We start from the raw sequence: 17,326 nt of genomic DNA, 5'->3' as shown, positions 1-17,326 counted from the left end.
CAATTACATCAATGCGTTAGGCTGGATTTCCGGCTAAGCGAACACGGATTCAGGACATGCTCAAAAGCGGAGATACCGCCCCCGCCTTTACGTTGCCCGATGCCGACATGGAAATTTTCGACCTCGCGTCGGAGGTCGGCAAGCATCATGTCGTTCTTTACTTCTACCCCCGCGACAAGACCCCGGGCTGCACGCTCCAGGCCGCAGATTTCAGCGACCACGAGGACGAGTTCGCCCTTTTCGACTGCATCGTGGTCGGCGTGAGTCCGGACGATTGTCTGACGCACGCCGAGTTTCGTGACCAGGAAGGGTTGTCGATCCGTCTGCTCTCCGATGCGGATACCGAGGCGTGCCGCCTCTACGGTGTCTGGCAGGAACGGGAAGTCGACGGCGTGAAGAAGATGGGTGTGCGGCGATCGACCTTCATCATCGACAAGGAAGGCTGCATTCGCCACGCGCTCTACGATGTGACACCCCGTGGCCACGCTGCCGCGGTTTTCGAACTGGTCAAGGAACTGGAACCCCGAAATGCAAAACGAAATCGTAAAAAATAGCGTGGTCACGCTGCAGTACACCGTGCGCGATCCGGAAGGCAGCGTCATCGACGACGGGCAGCACCCGCTGGTGTATCTGCATGGCGGCTACGACGGCATCTTCCCGGTGCTTGAAGAAGCGCTGCATGGCCGGAAGCTCGGTGAGCAACTGCAGGTCAAGCTGCAGCCCGAGGATGCCTTCGGCGACTACGACGAGGAACTGGTCCTGGTCGAGGACGCCAAGCTCTTCCCGGACAACATCGAGGTGGGCATGAGCTTCGAGCGCGTCTCGGACGACGGCGAGGAAGACATGGTCTACCGCATCACCGACATCGCCGACGGCAAGGTCGTGGTCGATGGAAACCACCCGCTGGCCGGTGTGGCGCTGGTATTCGACATCACCGTCGCTGAAGTGCGGGCGGCCAGCGCAGAGGAACTCTCCCACGGCCACGTTCATGGTCCGGGCGGACATCACCACCACTGATATCGCTGAATCTCCACTGCTTCAGGTCGCCGGCCTGAGCGTGGAGATTGCGCGCGCCGGCGGCGAGATTCGTCCTGTCGACGGCGTCGACCTCGAGATCCGCAGCGGAGAAACGCTCGCCCTGCTGGGCGAGTCCGGCTGCGGCAAGTCCATGACGGCACTGGCGCTGCCCCGCCTGCTCCCCGATGGCGGGCGCATTGCGGGTGGCAGCGTCCGTCTGGGCGGAGAGAACCTGCTCGCGCTGCCCGAGGCGGCGATGCGCAAGGTGCGCGGCGGGCGCATCGGCATGATCTTCCAGGAGCCCGCCACCAGCCTCAATCCGGTGATGAGCGTGGGCGCGCAGATCGTCGAGGCGCTCGCGGTGCACGGCCTGCGCGGCGAGGCGGCGCGCGAGGAAGCCTGCAAGCTGCTTGAGGCGGTGGGTATTCCCGACCCCGCGCGGCGGCTGCGGGAATATCCCTTCCAGTTCTCCGGCGGCATGAAGCAGCGCGTGATGATCGCGATGGCGCTGGCCGGCCGGCCGCACCTGCTGATCGCCGACGAGCCGACCACGGCGCTCGATGTCACCATCCAGGCACAGGTGCTCGATCTGCTTGCCGGCATCCAGCGGCGCGAAGGCATGGCCATGCTGCTGATCACGCATGATCTGGGCGTGGTGGCGCGCATGGCGCACAGGGTCGGCGTGATGTACGCTGGCCAGGTCGTGGAAACCGGACCGCGGGCCGATTTCTTCACCGCGCCACTTCACCCCTATTCGCGCAAGCTTTTTGCCGCGCTGCCCGGCACCGAGAAGCGCGGCAGCCCGCTCGACGCGCCTGCGGGCAGCGTGCCGCCGCTCGATCGCAGCTTCGTGGGCTGCCGTTTCGCCGAGCGCTGTCCCATGGCTTTCGACCGTTGCGACGAGGAGTCGCCGGCGTGGCACCACGTGGGTGTGCAGGCGGTGCGCTGCCACCTGTACGAAGGGGTAAGCGTGCCGCGCGCGCTCGAGATGCAGGTTGCAGTGGGCGTGCCGGAGGCGCGCTCGGGGGGGGGCCAGGCGGTGCTCGAGGTGCGCGATCTGGCGGTGCATTTTCCGGTGCGCAAGGGACTGCTCCAGCGCCCGGTGGGCTACGTGCGAGCGGTTGACGGCGTCAGCCTGAGGCTGATGCCGGGGCGCACCCTGGCCCTGGTGGGCGAGTCGGGGTGCGGCAAGACCACAGTGGGCAAGGCGATCCTGCGCTTGATCGAGCCCAGCGCCGGCAAGCTGCTGCTGGATGGCGAGGCCTATTCGGCCTTGCCGCGGCAGGCGCTGCATGCGCTCAGGGGGGCGGTACAGATGGTGTTCCAGGATCCGTTCGCTTCGCTGAACCCACGCATGCGGGTGGGCGAGATCATCGCGGAGGGGCTGCAGGCGCTGGGTGTCGAGACCGACCCCAATACATGTCAGGTGCGCGTCGCGGAACTGCTCGAGCGCGTGGGGCTTTCGGGCGATATGCGCTGGCGCTATCCGCACGAGTTCTCCGGCGGGCAGCGTCAGCGCATCGCCGTAGCGAGGGCGCTGGCGGTTTCTCCGCGAGTGATCGTGTGTGACGAGCCGACGAGTGCACTCGACGTGTCGGTCCAGGCGCAACTGCTCAACCTGATGCGTGCCCTTCAGCACGAGCAGCAATTGGCCTACCTGTTCATCACACACAATCTCGCGGTGGTCGAGTACCTGGCCGACGACGTCGCGGTGATGTACCTCGGTCGGATCGTGGAAGAGGGGCCACTCGCACGCGTGCTTGGCGCGAGTGCCCACCCCTATACCCGGGCGCTTCTGGCAGCGGTGCCACGGCTGGGCGAAGAGGAGGAGAGGGGTGATGCTTCTGCCGAGGAGGAGCATGCAGCCCGTGCCGCGCAGATGATCGAGCTGCCGTCTCCCTTGAACCCGCCCGCGGGTTGTCATTTTCATCCGCGTTGCCCGCTGGCGAGCGACGTTTGCCGCGCAAGTTATCCCGGCACGACAGAACTTGGGCACGGACACCGTGTGCGCTGTCATTGGCCGCAAACCCAGCCGCAAACCCGGGTCTGAACGGCGCTCCGCGCAGCCGTGTGTCAGCGCGCCGCCTTGCGCTTGGCGCCCGACCTTGCCGTGTTGCGTGGCTGCGAGCGGGGCGACTTGAGCCCGGTGGCGCCTCCCTTCTTGGAGGGGGCGTTCAGCTTCAGTCCCTGCGGGCGAACGAGGGCTGCACGCAGGGGCAACAGGCTGACCACTTCCAGGGCCCCGTCCGGATCGACGCCGTCCGGTACCAACAGCGCGTAGCCCGGAGCGGGCTGGCTTCCTGAGGCAAGGCCGTTGAGCTTGAGCAGCTGGGCATGGCTGATGCCATGCCGTGCCGCCAGTGCCTGCAGGGTTTCACCCTTGGCCAGACGATGAATGCGCCAACTCCCGTCCTCCTCGTCGAGTTCGGCCAGCCCTTCCTGCAATTGACTGGCACGGTCGGCCGGCACGACAAAGCTCTGTCCCGGCAGGGTGACGGCCGGGCGATTGAAGCCCGGGTTCAGGGCCAGAAATTCGTCCAGCGGCATGTCGGACAGCCGCGCTGCAGTAGCCAGATCGACGCCGATCGGCGCATCCACGCTGACGAAGTGCAACTCGTTGGCGACATAAGGCAACTCGAAGTGGAACAGTTCTGGTTGCGCGACGATGTTCTTGATGGCCTGCAGCTTGGGGATGTATTTCTGCGTCTCTTCCGGCATGCGCAGGTGCTTGTACTCGAGCGGCAGTCCCTCTTCGGCATTGCGCTTGAGGGCGCGCTGCACCGAGCCTTCTCCCCAGTTGTACGAGGCAAGTGCGAGGTGCCAGTCGCCATGCATGTCGTAGATGCGCTGCAGGTAGTCGAGGGCTGCATTGGTGGAGGCGATGACGTCGCGACGCTCGTCGATCCAGTGGTTCTGCGCGAGGTTGTAATGCTGACCGGTGGATGGGATGAACTGCCAGAGCCCAGAGGCATGCGCGCGTGAGTAGGCCATCGGGTTATAGCTGCTCTCGATCATCGGCAGCAGGGCGATCTCGGTCGGCATGCCGCGCCGTTCGAGTTCGTCGACGATGTAGTAGAGGTAACGTCCGCCCCGTTCGAACACCTGCTTCAGGAAGCGGGGACGGTTCAGGTAAAAACTCTGCTGTTCCATGACGCGCGGGCTGTCCAGGTCCGGCATGCCGAAGCCGCGCCGGATGCGGTCCCAGATGTCGTTGGCGTCGCGGGTCAGGTCGAGGGTGAGCACGCGCGCGGCCGTGACGGGCGGCAAAAGCGCAGCGCGCTGACCAGTCGTAGCCGATGCAGTAGAAAGGTCGGCTGCGGGCTCCATGGGGGTGGGCAAGGCCCCGGCTGCATCCGGTGTCTGCGCACCGGGGGGCTGTGGGTCGGCGGCCTGCAGATCGGTGCGCTGCGGGTGGATGGCCTGGGCAGGCTGCGCGACCTGCGCCCCGGCTTGCGCACCGCTGGCGGTGGCATGAAGGCAGAGGGCGGCGGAGAGCACAAGTGCGATGGCACGCAGCAGGGCGGACAGGGTCATCGGCCCCCGGCCATGGAGGGCATCCTTTGGCTTCATGTGCGGTTCAGAACTGATCCTTCCAGGCGCGCAAGGCGGCAAGACAGGCTTGCGCATCGGCGGGCCGGACGCCGCTGTGGGCCTGCACCGCGGAGAGAATGCCGGGGCGGTCGCAGCGCAAGAAGGGATTGATCTCGCGCTCGAGCCCGATCGTGCTCGGCAGGGTCGGTTCGCCGCGGGCCCGCAGCGCTTGACAGTGTTCGGCGTGCCGGTCGCGGGCAGGGTTGTCCGGCTCGGCGGCGCGTGCAAACGCAAGATTGGACAGGGTGTATTCGTGGGCGGCGCAGACGCGCGTCTCGGCGGGCAGCGCGGCAAGTCGTGCGAGTGCAGCACCCAACTGGGCCGGCGTGCCCTCGAAGAGGCGCCCGCAGCCAGCCGAGAAAAGCGTGTCGCCGCAGAACACCACGCCGGGTTCGATGTCCATGCTCAGGTAAGCGACGTGACCCGCGGTGTGCGCGGGGACCCCGAGCACGCGGAAGCGCGCGGCCGGGTGGACCAGGTGGATCTCGTCGCCCTCGGCGACCGGGTGGCTCACGCCCGTGATCGCCTCGGCCGCTGGTCCATGGACCGGCACCTGCCACGCCGAGAGGAGCCTGGCAAGACCGCCGATATGGTCGGCGTGGTGGTGGGTGATGAAGATCGCCGAGAGCGCCAGCCCGAGGCGCTGCAGAGCCTCTTCAACCGGGGCGGCATCGCCTGGGTCGACCACCACCGCATGGCGGCCGTCGTGCATCAGCCAGATGTAGTTATCGCGGAAGGCAGGAAGAGGGATAATGTGCATCCGCGAATTGTGAGGACCTGAGTGACGATGTCAATCCTCCGGCTCGAGGAATGGCTGCAGACGCCGCAGGGGCGGTACCTGCTCGACTGGGAGCAGTCGGTGCTGGACCAGTGCCTGGCGGACCTCTTCGGCTACTACGCGGTGCAGGTCGGCCTGCCGGGCATCGATCTCCTGCGGGCGAATCGCATGCCGCAGCGCGTACGCTGCTGTGCCACCGACGCGGGAGCGGATGTGCTTGCGCAGCCTCATGCGCTTCCCCTCGCGAGTGGCAGTGTGGATCTGGTGGTGCTGCCGCATGTGCTCGAGTTCTCCCCCCATGCGCACACAATCCTGCGCGAGGTGGAGCGTGTGCTGGTTCCGGAAGGCAGCGTGATCGTGACCGGACTGAACCCGCTCAGCCTTTGGGGGCTGCGCAGGATGATGGCACGGACCGGTGCCGAATCTCCGTGGCGGGGGCGCTATCGCACGGTGATGCAGATCCGCGATTGGCTCGGTTTGCTGGGGTTCGAGATCCAGCACAACGCCTTCGGTTGTTACGCACCGCCGCTGCGCACCCCGCGCTGGCGCTGCCTGGACCGGGCCGGCGCGCGCTGGTGGCCCGTGTTGGGCGCGGGCTACATGGTGCATGGGGTGAAGCGGGTGCAAGGCATGCGGCTGATCACCCCTCATTGGCGAGGCCGCAAGGCAAGTACGAAACGGCTTTCTCCCGTTGCGCAGCGCGACGGGAGCACGAGGACATTGCTTTAGACATGGAAGAAGTGGATATCTACACCGACGGCGCCTGCAGCGGCAATCCAGGGCCGGGCGGCTGGGGTGCGATCCTGCGTTCGGGTCCGCACGAGAAGGAGATCTGGGGGGGCGAGCCGGACACCACGAACAACCGCATGGAGCTGCTTGCGGTGATCCGGGCACTGGATGCGCTCAAGCGCCCGGTCACGGCGCGGGTCCACACCGACAGCCAGTACGTGCAGAAGGGAATCTCCGAGTGGATTCACGGCTGGAAGGCGCGCGGCTGGAAGACGGCTTCCAAGGAGCCGGTGAAGAACGCAGACCTGTGGCGTGCATTGGATGCGGCGGCGGCCCGCCACCAAGTGAAATGGCTTTGGGTGCGCGGCCACTCGGGCCATCCCGAGAACGAACGGGCCGATGCGCTGGCGCGGCGGGGCGTCGATGCGGTGCGCCGGAATGGCGCGTCGGTGCAGGGCTGAACGGAGAGCGGGAATGCGACAGATCGTACTCGACACTGAAACCACTGGCCTGGACTGGCGCAACGGAGATCGCGTCATCGAGATCGGCTGCGTCGAATTGCTCAACCGCAGCCTCACCGGGCGTCACTATCACGTGTATATCAACCCGGGGCGGAGCATCGACGCGGAGGCCGTCGCGGTGCATGGCATCACCGAGGAGTTTCTTGCCGACAAGCCCAAGTTCGCCGATATCGTCGCCGAGTTCGAGGACTTCGTCCGCGACGCCGAACTGGTGATCCACAACGCGAGCTTCGACGTCGGCTTCCTCGACTGCGAACTGGACCTGCTCGGGCGTGGAAAGCTCGCCGCGCTATGCGCGGGTGTGGTCGACACGCTCAAGATGGCCAAGGAGCAGAATCCGGGCAAGAAAGCTTCGCTCGATGCGCTGTGCGATCGCTACGAGGTCGACAATGCGCACCGCGAGTTGCACGGCGCGCTGCTGGACGCCGAGTTGCTCGCCGAGGTGTATCTGGCGATGACCCGCGGCCAGGAGAGCCTGATGATCGGGCTCGAAGACGAAGTGCCGATGCCGGAGTCCGATGCGGGCGGCGCACCGGTCGTGCGCCCGGCGCTCAAGGTGTTGCGTGCGACCGAGGACGAACTGAAGGCACACGCCGAGGTCCTTGATGCGATCGCCAAGGCAAACAAGGGCGTATGCCTGTGGTTGCCGCCCGCAGAACAGGCGTCGCCCGCCGCTTGAAACAGCGCCGTCACGCGAGGGCGCTCAGCGCTCCTCGTTGCGCACCTTCTCGAGGCCTCTGAGGATGTCGCGGCGCGAAATCTGGCCCACCAGACGCGATCCTTCGCATACCGGCAGGCAGCGGTAGTGCTTGCTCAGGAACAGCTGGATCGCGTCGATCAGGCTGGCATCGCCCGAGATCGAAGTGACGTCGCGACTCATGAAGTCCTGCACCGTGCCTTCCTCGCGTCGGAAGTAGGAGGCATCGAGCGCAGCCTTCAGGCAGTCCTTCTCCGACAGAAAGCCGATCAGGCGACTGTTGTCATCCACTACGGGCGCGCCGCTCAGGCCATGCTTGAGCAGGGTATGCACCGCCTTGAGCAGGTTGGTATCGGATTTGAAGGCGAGGTGGTCACCCACCATGTAGTCCTTGACAAGCAGGGAACTGAGCATGCTTTCTCCTGAGTGGAATCAGTGTTGTTCTTCGGTTTGGGCCGCGTCGAGGCGAGCCTGGCGCTTCGAACACGGGTTGCTGCAGCCGCAAGCGCCACCGCTCGCACCCAGCCCACCGCAACTGCCTGCAATGGGCTTGCGTCCGAACATGACGCCAATGGCCATGGCACCGATCACGATGCCGATCACGACGAAGGCGATCAGGAAGGTGTTCATGCGTTCAATCCTCTTTGCACAGGGCCTCGCGACCCGACGTTGAGGTGGACAATAACGCGCGCGAGGCGTTTATGGCCACGTTTTACAGTCGCAGTACGCCACCGGGCAAGGCGCTCGATGCCTCCAGACGGGTGACGGTAGGAAGCAGGTCCAGCCCCGTCTCTGCCTTGAGCGTTCGTGCGCGTTCCCGCAGGTCTTCGATGCTGCGCTCGATGGGCTCTCCATCGGCGCCGAAAGCCACGACGTTGCCGCTGTCGCAGGACGGAAAGGCAAGCGCGCGATCATCGAAGGCGCGCACGATGCGCTCGACGCTCGCCTTGTAGCCGCGCGAACGACCGAAGAGGTTCACCGCCATGATGCCGCGCTTCGACAGCCGCGCCCGCACTGCCTGGTGGAAGGGCTCGGTGTCGAGCACGCCCGCGCGCGCGTTGCGGTCGAAGCCGTCAACGAGCACGTAGTCCCACGCTTCGTCGTGCTCGAGCACGAACTGTGCACCGCAGCCGATGTGCACCGAGAAGCGCGCGTCCTCCGCCGGCAGCTTGAAGAACTGGCGCGCCGCGGCGACCACCGCGGGCGCGATCTCGACCACGCGGATCTTCGCCTGCGGCAGGTGGTGATGCACGAAGCGCGCCAGCGAGGCCGCGCCCAGGCCGATGATCAGCACCTTGCGCGGCCAGTGCGCGCCGTCGGCGGCGAGACCGTCGCGCAGCAGCAGTCCGGCCATCATCTCGCGGGTGTAGGCGAGCTCGAGCGCATGCGGCTTGCGGATGCGCATCGCGCCCTGGATCCAGTCGGAGCCGAAGTGCAGGTAGCGCACGCCGGCTTCTTCGGAGATCTCGATTGGCGGGTTCATGCGTTGTGGTCTCCGGCCAGGCGCTTGAGGGCGTAGAGGCGCTCGAGCGCCTCGCGCGGGGTGAGCGCGTCCGGGTCGATGTCGGCGAGCTCGGTGAGCACCGGGTGCGACAGCGGCGCGTCCTCCGGTTCAGGCAGCGCGGCGAAGAGGTCGGCCTGCGGGCCGGCCTCGATCTCGCGGTTCTCCAGCGCGCGCAGTCGCCGCTTGGCGTCGCGGATCACCGCGGCCGGGATGCCGGCGAGCGCGGCGACCTCGATGCCGTAGCTCTGGCTCGCCGGGCCTTCCTCCAGCGCGTGCAGGAAGACGATGCGGTGGCCGTGCTCGACCGCGTCCAGGTGCACATTCGCGCACTCGGGGTAGTCGGCGTTGAGCCGGGTGAGCTCGAAGTAGTGCGTGGCGAACAGCGTCAGCGCGCGCGACTTCTCCAGCAGGTGGCGGGCGATCGCGAAGGCGAGCGCGAGGCCGTCGAAGGTCGAGGTGCCGCGGCCGATCTCGTCCATCAGCACCAGGCTGCGTTCGGTGGCGCCGTGCAGGATGGCAGCCGCCTCAGTCATCTCGACCATGAAGGTCGAGCGCCCGGAGGCGAGGTCGTCGGATGCACCGATGCGGGTGAAGATGGCATCCAGCGGGCCGAGCTCTGCTGCATCCGCGGGCACGAAGCTGCCGACGTGGGCGAGCAGGCAGATGAGCGCGACCTGGCGCATGAAGGTCGATTTGCCGCCCATGTTGGGGCCGGTGATCATCAGCATGCGGCGCGTGGCGGCCAGGCGCGCGTCGTTGCGGATGAAGCTCTCGACCTGGCGCTCGACCACCGGATGACGGCCGCCGACGATGTTCAGGCCCGGCGTGTCGACGAAGCGCGGCTGCACGTAGCCGTAGCGCAGTGCGGCCTCGGCCAGCGCCGCGAGACCGTCGAGCAGGGCCAGCGCGCGCGCGATGCGCTGCAGCGCCGGGATGTGTGCGGCGAGCACGTCCAGCACTTGGTCGAAGAGGAGCTTTTCACGTGCCAGCGCACGCTCGTTGGCCGACAGCGCCTTGTCCTCGAAGGCCTTGAGCTCGGGCGTGATGTAGCGCTCGGCGTTCTTCAGCGTCTGGCGGCGGCGGTAGTCGTCGGGCACCTTGTCGGCGTTGGCGCGGCTGACCTCGATGTAGAAGCCGTGCACCTTGTTGAACTCGACCTTGAGCCCGGGGATGCCGCTGCGCTCGCGCTCGCGCGCCTCCAGCGCCATCAGGAACTCGCCGCAGTTGGTCTGGATGCCGCGAAGCTCGTCGAGCTCGGCATCGAAGCCGGGGGCGATCACACCGCCGTCGCGCACCATGGCGGCGGGTTCGGCGGCGATGGCCTGCTGCAGCAGCGCGAGCGGCTCGGGGGCGATGGCGAGCGCGCCGACGATCTCGGCGAGCAGCGGCGCGCGGCAGGGGGCGAGCGCGGCGGCGAGCTCGGGCAGCCGCAGCAGGCTCTCGCGCAGCGCGGAGAGGTCGCGCGGGCGGGCGCTGCGCAGCGCGATGCGGGCGGTGATGCGGTCGACGTCGGCCACGCCACGCAGCGCGCCGCGCACGGCGAAGGCGACGCGGCCGTCGCGCCCGGCCAGCGCGAACCCACCGGCGGCTGCGTCCGTGTGCTCGCTCATCTCGCTTTCGACCGTACCCACGAGTTCCGCCACCGCTGCATGGCGCGCGGCGGGTTCGGTGCGGTCGCGCAGCGGGTGGTGCAGCGCATGGCGCAGCCAGCGCGAGCCCATGCTGGTCACGCAGGTGTCGAGCAGAGAGAGCAGGGTGGGCGAGGGCTCGCCGCGCAGGGTCTCGGTGAGTTCCAGGTTGCGCCGGGTGGCGGCGTCCAGGCGCAGGGTCTCCGATTCGCGCTCGACGACGAGGCCGGTGACGTGGGCGAGCGTCTGGCGCTGGGTGGCCTGGGCGTAGTCGTACAGGGCCGCGGCGGCGCCGAGCGCCACCGGCAGGTCCTCGACGCCGAAGCCGGCGAGGTCGCGGGTGCCGAAGTGGGTGGTGAGCAGGCGCGTGCCGGTCTCGGCGTCGAACTGCCAGTCGGCCAGCCGGCGCTGCGCGGGGGCGAGCGCGTCGAGGAGCGGCAGGGCGAGGCCGTCGGGCACCAGCACCTCGGCCGGGCGCAGGCGCTCGAACTGCGCCTGCAGCGCATCCGACGGACATTGCATGAGGCGGAAGTCGCCGTTGGCGAGGTTCAGCCAGGCCAGCCCCAGCACGCCGCGGTGCAGGCTGGCGGCGAGCAGCAGGGAATCGCGGCGGTCATCGAGCAGCGCGGCGTCGGTCAGCGTGCCGGGGGTGACGATGCGGCTCACCGCACGCTCCATCGGTCCCTTGGTTGCGCCCGGCTCACCGACCTGCTCAGCGATTACCACCGATTCGCCGAGCCTGACCAGGCGCGCGAGGTACTGCTCGACTGCGTGGAAGGGCACGCCTGCCATGCGGATCGGCTTGCCACCCGACTGGCCGCGGGTGGTGAGCGTGATGTCGAGCAGGCGCGCGGCCTTCTCGGCGTCGTCGAAGAAGAGCTCGTAGAAATCGCCCATGCGGTAGAAGAGCAGGGTGTCCGGATGCTGCTGCTTGATCCGGAGGTACTGCTGCATCATTGGAGTATGGGCGGCAATCTCCGCCTCGCTCAGGCTGGCCGGGCGCGCAGCCGCTTCGCCGCGCGATCGCTTGCTCGCTGCCAAGACGGCCTCAGGCCTGCATGTTGGCCGGGCGCCAGGCCTGAATGATGGGCAGCAGCTGGCCGAAGATCTTCGGCGTGGCGGCCACCACGTTACCGGAGGTGAGGTAGTTGCCCTCGCCCGACAGGTCCGACACCAGTCCACCCGCTTCCTGAATCAGCAGCACGCCAGCGGCCATGTCCCACGGCGACAGACCCATTTCCCAGAAGCCATCGAAACGGCCGGCGGCTACGTAGGCGAGGTCGAGCGAGGCAGCGCCCGGACGGCGGATGCCGGCGGTCTTCTGGGTGAGTTCCTTGAACATGCCCAGGTAGGCATCCACGTTGTCGGACTGGCGGAAAGGAAAGCCGGTGCCGATCAGGGCTTCGTTGAGGCGGGTGCGACGAGAGACGCGGATGCGGCGGTCGTTGAGGAAAGCGCCGCTGCCGCGCGAGGCGGTGAAGAGTTCGTTGGTATTGGGATCGTAGACCACGCCATGCTCCAGCACGCCGTTCTTCGTCTGCGCGATCGAGATCGCATACTGCGGGAAGCCGTGAATGAAGTTGGTGGTTCCGTCGAGCGGATCGATGATCCAGTTGAACTCGCTTTCCTGACCGTTCGCCGGCCCGGTCTCGCCGGACTCCTCTGCTAGAATTCCGTGCCCCGGGAAGGCGTCGCGCAGCACCTCGATGATGGCCTGCTCTGCGGCACGGTCCACTTCGGTGACGAAATCGTTGGGGGACTTGGACTGCACGGTCAGCAGGTCGAGCTGGTTCGCCGCGCGGTTGATGACGGACGCGGCGCGACGGGCGGCCTTGACGGCGATGTTCAGGGTGGGATGCATGCGGATCGGTCTCGGTTAAAGAATCGGGGCCTGCGACGTGCAGCGCGCGGGGCGTCAGGGACGCCTTGCCGTCTTATCGCCTTCACGTTCCGGGCAGGCAGCCCGGCAAATTCGGAAAACGCGGAATTTTAATATGAATCGCCCCCTTGCGCTCGACCGTATCCGGGTTGTCCTGTCGCGTACCAGCCACCCGGGAAACATCGGCGCTGCCGCTCGCGCGATGAAGACTATGGGTCTGCGCGACCTGTGGCTGGTGGCGCCGGAGGCGTTCCCGGATGAGGTGGCCACGGCCCGCGCCTCGGGTGCCGTGGACCTGCTCGAATCGGCCCACGTGGTCGGCAGCCTGCAGGAGGCGCTGGCCGACACCGTGTTTTCCGCCGCCCTGACGGCACGCCGGCGCGAGCTTTCGCTCCCGCGCCAGCAGGCAAGGGATGCCGCGCTGGAACTGGTTTCGCGCACGCAGGATGGCGTGGTTGCGCTGGTGTTCGGCAACGAGACCAGCGGCCTGACCAACGAGGAGGCCGCGCTGTGCAGCCTGCCGGTGACGATCCCGACCGATCCGGACTTTTCTTCGCTCAATCTGGGGGCTGCCGTGCAGGTGTTGGCCTATGAGTTGCGGATGGCGGTACTCGGTGCCGAGGCTGCGCCTGCAGATCCGCAGCCGGAGCCCGCGACCCATGCCGATTTCGAGGGTTTCATGGCGCATCTCGAACGTGCCGTGACCGCAAGCGGCTTCCACGATCCCACCACGCCCAAGCGCTTGTTGCCGCGCATGCGACGACTCTTTAACCGAGTACGGCTCGAGCGCGAGGAGGTCGCGCTGCTGCGCGGCATGCTTACGACCTTTGAGACGCCGCGCAAGCGGGGCTGAGCACCCGGCTGCATGCCGTGCGCTGCGCAGACGGGGCTTTCTGCCGCTGGCGATAGTCGATTAAAATTGTCGGAAATTCAGCGCAGCCCTCGCTGTGCGACCTCCCTGCACGCTTTCTTGTTCCATCCTGGAGTTTCTCCGTCATGTTCAGCCGCCTTCGAGAAGATCTGGCCAGCGTTCGCGAGCGCGATCCTGCCGCGCGCTCCACGCTCGAGGTGCTGACCTGTTATCCAGGTATTCATGCCCTGATGTTTCATCGCCTGGCACACGGTGCATGGCAGCGGGGCTGGCATTGGCTCGGGCGCTTTCTCAGCCATGTCGGGCGCTTCTTCACGGGCATCGAGATCCATCCCGGTGCAGTGATCGGGCGGCGGGTTTTCATCGACCACGGCATGGGGGTGGTGATCGGTGAGACGGCTGAGATTGGGGACGATTGCACGATCTACCAGGGCGTGACCCTTGGGGGAACGTCGCTGTATCGCGGTACCAAGCGTCACCCCACGCTCGGTCGCGGCGTCGTGGTCGGTGCAGGGGCAAAGGTGCTGGGCGGCTTCACCGTAGGCGAGGGGGCAAAGATCGGCTCGAACGCGGTGGTGGTGAAACCGGTGCCGGACGGGGCTACGGCGGTGGGAAACCCGGCACGCATCCTCGATCCGGAGCGGGATGCTGCACGCGAGCAGAAGGCGGAGGAGATCGGATTCAGCGCCTACGGTGTCACACGCGACATGGACGACCCGGTTGCGAAGGCTTTGCATGGTTTGCTGGATCATGCGGTGGAAACCGACCGCCGCATGCACGCCATCATCGCGCGCCTCGAGGCGCAGGGCGTCAAGCTGGATGACGTCGCCGAGGCGAGTGACGATTTCGACGCAGGTCGGCTGTCGAAGATGGTCGATTAGGCTGGTGGCGACTGTCGGGTGTCTGGACGCATAGGGACCGGGTCAGGCAGGTGGCTGAGTAGTTGACCGTTTTTGTCGGGATAAGTATAGTCGAGCGAAATTGTAGGGTATTCGATGAAGTGAGCGCGGACACGGTTGTGCCGCAGTGCGCGGCTGATCTTGGGTCCCCTGCGGCTTCATCCCGGCTATGGCTGTTCGACTTTAGCTGTTCGAATTTCCCTGCCTGATTTCCCCGCCGCTTTTGCCCCCAGCAGATTTATTTCAGGAGCACGCATGAGACTGACGACCAAGGGCCGCTTCGCCGTTACGGCGATGATCGACCTGGCTTCGCGCGAAGCCGATGGGCCGGTCACGTTGGCCGGTATTGCAGACCGGCAGAAAATCTCGCTCTCCTATCTCGAACAACTTTTCGGCAAGCTGCGCCGTCACGACCTGGTGAGCAGCGTGCGCGGCCCGGGGGGAGGCTACCGGCTGGCGCGCGACATGGCGGAGATCACCGTGGCTGACATCATCGTCGCGGTGGATGAGCCGCTTGACGCGACCCAGTGCGGCGGCAAGGAAAACTGCCACGACGCCCATCGCTGCATGACGCACGACCTGTGGGCGAATCTCAACAAGCGCATGTACGCCTATCTGGATTCGGTAACCCTGGACGCTCTGGTGAATCGCCGCATCCTGCCGGACTCCGAAACCTCGGTGCTCAAGAACATGCACCGCCGAAGCATGGCAGCCACCCGTCAGGTCGCGGCGGTCTGAGCGCAGTCCGCATCCATTCACGAAGTAGTATGAGCTTTACGCCCACTTACCTAGACTGGAACGCAAGCACGCCGCTGGACCCCGTAGTGCGCGAGGCGATGCTGCCCTGGCTCGGTGCGGCCGGGCCGGCACGCTTCGGCAACGCGTCCAGCCGTCACGAGTATGGTCGTCAGGCGCGTGCAGCCGTGGATGAGGCGCGCGCGCGCGTGGCGACGGCAGTCGGCGCACATGCGACCGAGGTGATCTTCACGAGCGGCGGGTCGGAGGCGAACAACCTCTTCCTCAAGGGCGCGGCCGGCGTCATGAAGCCGGGCCTGGTGGCCGTGAGCGGCATCGAACACCCTTGCGTGCGTGAGCCTGCACGACAGCTGCGGCGCAGCGGCTGGACGATGCGCGAGATCGCGGTGGACGCCCAAGGGCGCGTGGCACAGGAGGATTGGCAGACGGTGCTGTCCGACAAGCCGCGTCTGGTGTCGGTGATGCTGGCGAACAACGAGACCGGCGTGATTCAGGACATCGGCAGCCTGGCAGCAGAAGCTCGCGCAGCGGGCTCCCTGTTCCATACCGACGCGGTGCAGGCCTTGGGAAAGATCGAGATCGACTTTCGCGGCCTCGGTGTCCATGCGCTCACGCTTTCTGCGCACAAGATCGGCGGGCCGCTGGGGGCGGGGGCGCTCGTTGTGGACAAGCGTGTCGAGCTCGCGCCCTTGATCGCTGGTGGCGGTCAGGAGCGGGGGTTGCGCTCCGGCACCGAGAACGTGGCGGCGATCGTCGGCTTCGGCGCTGCCTGCGAGCTTGCTGTCGCGCGGCGCGAGGCGGAACATGCGCGCCTGACCACGCTGCGCGACGAGATCGAAGCTGCGCTGGCGGCGCGTGGTGCGCAGATTTTCTCTGCTGGCGCGCTGCGCCTGCCGAATACCGTATTCTTCGCCCTCGCCGGAATTGACGGTGAGACCCTGGTGGGCAAGCTCGACCGTGCGGGCTTTGCCTGTGCGAGTGGTTCCGCCTGTTCGAGCGCAAACCCCGAGCCTTCGCATACCCTGCTTGCGATGGGGGTGGAGCCCGGTCTTGCGCGCGGTGCGCTGAGGGTGAGTCTTGGTCGCGACACCTGCGAAGACGACGTGCGGCGTTTTGTGCAGACCTTTGTCCGCGTCGCAGACGAATTGAAGAACCTGGCGTCGGTGGCGCGCTGAACGACACGCCCCGGCAGACGTGATACACGAACAACGAACTTGCGGAGAGACGCAATGCTGAAGTTCCCCATCTACCTTGACTACTCGGCCACGACCCCCGTGGATCCGCGCGTCGCGCAGAAGATGATCCCCTGGCTCACCGAGCATTTCGGCAACCCCGCCAGCCGCTCGCACGCCTTCGGCTGGGAAGCCGAGAAGGCCGTCGAGGACGCGCGTGAACAGGTTGCCGCATTGGTGAATGCGGACGCCAAGGAGATCATCTGGACCTCCGGCGCCACCGAGTCGAACAACCTTGCGATCAAGGGCGCTGCGCACTTCTATCAGGGCAAGGGCAAGCACGTCATCACCGTCAAGACGGAACACAAGGCCGTGCTCGACACGGTGCGCGAGCTCGAGCGCGAGGGTTTCGAGGCCACGTATCTCGACGTGCAGGAGAACGGCCTGATCGATCTCGAGGTGCTCAAGGCGGCGATCCGCCCTGACACCATCCTGATCTCGGTAATGTTCGTGAACAACGAAATCGGTGTTGTGCAGCCGATCGCCGAGATCGGCGAGCTGTGCCGCGAGAAGGGCATCGTCTTCCACGTCGACGCTGCGCAGGCGACCGGCAAGGTGGACATCGACCTGGCCAGGCTCAAGGTGGATCTGATGAGCTTCTCGGCGCACAAGACATACGGCCCCAAGGGCATCGGCGCGCTGTACGTGCGCCGCAAGCCGCGCGTGCGCCTGGAAGCGCAGATGCACGGCGGCGGCCATGAGCGCGGCCTGCGCTCCGGCACGCTCGCCACTCACCAGATCGTGGGCATGGGTGAAGCCTTCCGCATTGCGCGCGAGGAGATGGCCGGGGAAAATGCGCGCATCACCAAGCTGCGCGACAAGCTGCTCGCCGGCCTGACCGACATCGAGGCCACCTATGTGAACGGCGACCTCGAGCACCGTGTGCCGCACAACCTGAACATCTCCTTCGCCTACGTCGAAGGCGAGTCGTTGATCATGGCGATCAAGGACATCGCGGTGTCGTCCGGTTCGGCTTGCACCTCGGCCAGCCTGGAGCCGTCCTATGTGCTGCGCGCGCTGGGTCGCAACGACGAGCTTGCGCACAGCTCGATCCGCTTCACCATCGGCCGCTTCACCACGGAAGAGGAAGTCGACTTCACGATCGACCTGCTGCACAAGAAGATCGGCAAGCTGCGCGAGCTCTCCCCGCTGTGGGAAATGTACAAGGACGGCGTGGACCTTGACGCCGTGCAGTGGGCAGCGCACTGATCGGTACGCGCGCGG

The 17,326-nt window shown here is 66.5% G+C and carries 18 protein-coding genes; 11 read left to right on the top strand and 7 right to left on the bottom strand.

Features of this window, described 5'->3' with window-relative positions; genetic code table 11:
* The first annotated feature begins 56 nt into the window (after window positions 1–56).
* Genes ACUH78_RS11445 through ACUH78_RS11435 form a run of 3 tightly spaced genes read left to right on the top strand, consistent with a single transcriptional unit; the run spans window position 57 to window position 3,067 of the window.
* Window positions 57–554, top strand: a complete 498-nt coding sequence (locus tag ACUH78_RS11445) for a peroxiredoxin (RefSeq protein ID WP_418362700.1) — start codon at window positions 57–59, stop codon at window positions 552–554.
* Window positions 529–1,017 (top strand): FKBP-type peptidyl-prolyl cis-trans isomerase, encoded by a 489-nt coding sequence (locus ACUH78_RS11440; RefSeq protein WP_418362701.1) that lies wholly within the window; start codon window positions 529–531, stop codon window positions 1,015–1,017. The genes ACUH78_RS11445 and ACUH78_RS11440 overlap by 26 nt, the downstream gene beginning before the upstream one ends.
* A complete protein-coding gene (locus ACUH78_RS11435; RefSeq protein ID WP_445333512.1) occupies window positions 989–3,067 on the top strand; it encodes an ABC transporter ATP-binding protein in 2,079 nt (692 codons plus the stop codon). The genes ACUH78_RS11440 and ACUH78_RS11435 overlap by 29 nt, the downstream gene beginning before the upstream one ends.
* Before the next feature lie 23 nt (window positions 3,068–3,090).
* On the opposite strand, the gene ACUH78_RS11430 is transcribed toward ACUH78_RS11435, so the two are convergent.
* Together ACUH78_RS11430 and gloB are read right to left on the bottom strand one after the other, a co-directional pair.
* Window positions 3,091–4,587 carry a transglycosylase SLT domain-containing protein gene (locus ACUH78_RS11430; protein ID WP_445333511.1) on the bottom strand — a complete coding sequence of 499 codons (1,497 nt, stop codon included), beginning with the start codon at window positions 4,585–4,587 and terminating at the stop codon, window positions 3,091–3,093.
* 7 nt (window positions 4,588–4,594) lie between these two features.
* Window positions 4,595–5,368 (bottom strand): hydroxyacylglutathione hydrolase, encoded by a 774-nt coding sequence (gene gloB / locus ACUH78_RS11425; RefSeq protein WP_445333510.1) that lies wholly within the window; start codon window positions 5,366–5,368, stop codon window positions 4,595–4,597.
* Window positions 5,369–5,395: 27 nt separating this feature from the next.
* Between gloB and ACUH78_RS11420 the strand changes: the two genes are divergently transcribed.
* The 3 genes from ACUH78_RS11420 to dnaQ are packed head-to-tail and all read left to right on the top strand — an operon-like array spanning window position 5,396 to window position 7,315.
* On the top strand, window positions 5,396–6,115 hold the full coding sequence (locus ACUH78_RS11420) for a class I SAM-dependent methyltransferase (protein ID WP_418362705.1): 720 nt from the start codon (window positions 5,396–5,398) through the stop codon (window positions 6,113–6,115).
* 2 nt (window positions 6,116–6,117) lie between these two features.
* Window positions 6,118–6,576 (top strand): ribonuclease HI, encoded by a 459-nt coding sequence (gene rnhA, locus ACUH78_RS11415; RefSeq protein ID WP_445333509.1) that lies wholly within the window; start codon window positions 6,118–6,120, stop codon window positions 6,574–6,576.
* Between the two features lie 13 nt (window positions 6,577–6,589).
* Window positions 6,590–7,315: a DNA polymerase III subunit epsilon gene (dnaQ, locus tag ACUH78_RS11410; RefSeq protein WP_445333508.1), complete on the top strand. Its 726-nt coding sequence runs from the start codon at window positions 6,590–6,592 to the stop codon at window positions 7,313–7,315.
* Window positions 7,316–7,339: 24 nt separating this feature from the next.
* Here the strand turns inward: dnaQ and ACUH78_RS11405 are convergent, their stop codons facing one another.
* The 5 genes from ACUH78_RS11405 to ACUH78_RS11385 all read right to left on the bottom strand — a co-directional run bounded on the left by ACUH78_RS11405 (window position 7,340) and on the right by ACUH78_RS11385 (window position 12,326).
* Window positions 7,340–7,747: a CBS domain-containing protein gene (locus ACUH78_RS11405; protein WP_435749843.1), complete on the bottom strand. Its 408-nt coding sequence runs from the start codon at window positions 7,745–7,747 to the stop codon at window positions 7,340–7,342.
* Between the two features lie 18 nt (window positions 7,748–7,765).
* Window positions 7,766–7,963, bottom strand: a complete 198-nt coding sequence (gene nqrM, locus ACUH78_RS11400; RefSeq protein ID WP_418362709.1) for a (Na+)-NQR maturation NqrM — start codon at window positions 7,961–7,963, stop codon at window positions 7,766–7,768.
* A gap of 82 nt (window positions 7,964–8,045) precedes the next feature.
* Window positions 8,046–8,816: a fused MFS/spermidine synthase gene (locus ACUH78_RS11395; protein ID WP_445333507.1), complete on the bottom strand. Its 771-nt coding sequence runs from the start codon at window positions 8,814–8,816 to the stop codon at window positions 8,046–8,048.
* On the bottom strand, window positions 8,813–11,419 hold the full coding sequence (gene mutS / locus ACUH78_RS11390; RefSeq protein ID WP_418363341.1) for a DNA mismatch repair protein MutS: 2,607 nt from the start codon (window positions 11,417–11,419) through the stop codon (window positions 8,813–8,815). Before mutS ends, ACUH78_RS11395 begins: the two co-directional genes overlap by 4 nt.
* A 94-nt stretch (window positions 11,420–11,513) precedes the next feature.
* Window positions 11,514–12,326 carry an inositol monophosphatase family protein gene (locus ACUH78_RS11385; protein WP_418362711.1) on the bottom strand — a complete coding sequence of 271 codons (813 nt, stop codon included), beginning with the start codon at window positions 12,324–12,326 and terminating at the stop codon, window positions 11,514–11,516.
* A 133-nt stretch (window positions 12,327–12,459) separates the two neighbouring features.
* On the opposite strand from ACUH78_RS11385, the gene ACUH78_RS11380 reads away from it, so the two are divergent.
* The 5 genes from ACUH78_RS11380 to ACUH78_RS11360 all read left to right on the top strand — a co-directional run bounded on the left by ACUH78_RS11380 (window position 12,460) and on the right by ACUH78_RS11360 (window position 17,311).
* Complete coding sequence (locus ACUH78_RS11380; RefSeq protein WP_445333506.1) at window positions 12,460–13,197, top strand: RNA methyltransferase; 738 nt, start codon at window positions 12,460–12,462, stop codon at window positions 13,195–13,197.
* A gap of 143 nt (window positions 13,198–13,340) precedes the next feature.
* Window positions 13,341–14,096, top strand: coding sequence for a serine O-acetyltransferase (cysE, locus tag ACUH78_RS11375; RefSeq protein WP_418362713.1), 756 nt, complete (start codon window positions 13,341–13,343; stop codon window positions 14,094–14,096).
* 273 nt (window positions 14,097–14,369) lie between these two features.
* Window positions 14,370–14,852 carry a Fe-S cluster assembly transcriptional regulator IscR gene (iscR, locus tag ACUH78_RS11370; RefSeq protein ID WP_418362714.1) on the top strand — a complete coding sequence of 161 codons (483 nt, stop codon included), beginning with the start codon at window positions 14,370–14,372 and terminating at the stop codon, window positions 14,850–14,852.
* A 29-nt stretch (window positions 14,853–14,881) separates the two neighbouring features.
* Window positions 14,882–16,045 (top strand): cysteine desulfurase family protein, encoded by a 1,164-nt coding sequence (locus ACUH78_RS11365; RefSeq protein ID WP_445333505.1) that lies wholly within the window; start codon window positions 14,882–14,884, stop codon window positions 16,043–16,045.
* A 54-nt stretch (window positions 16,046–16,099) separates the two neighbouring features.
* Entirely contained in the window at window positions 16,100–17,311 is a 1,212-nt protein-coding gene (locus tag ACUH78_RS11360) for an IscS subfamily cysteine desulfurase (protein ID WP_435749844.1), read from the top strand.
* The last annotated feature ends 15 nt before the right edge of the window (window positions 17,312–17,326 follow it).

The organism is Thauera sp. ZXT1-4 (assembly GCF_052598215.2).
The sequence above is the reverse complement of the archived record's forward strand: the minus strand, read 5'-3'. Positions and strand labels throughout refer to the sequence as shown.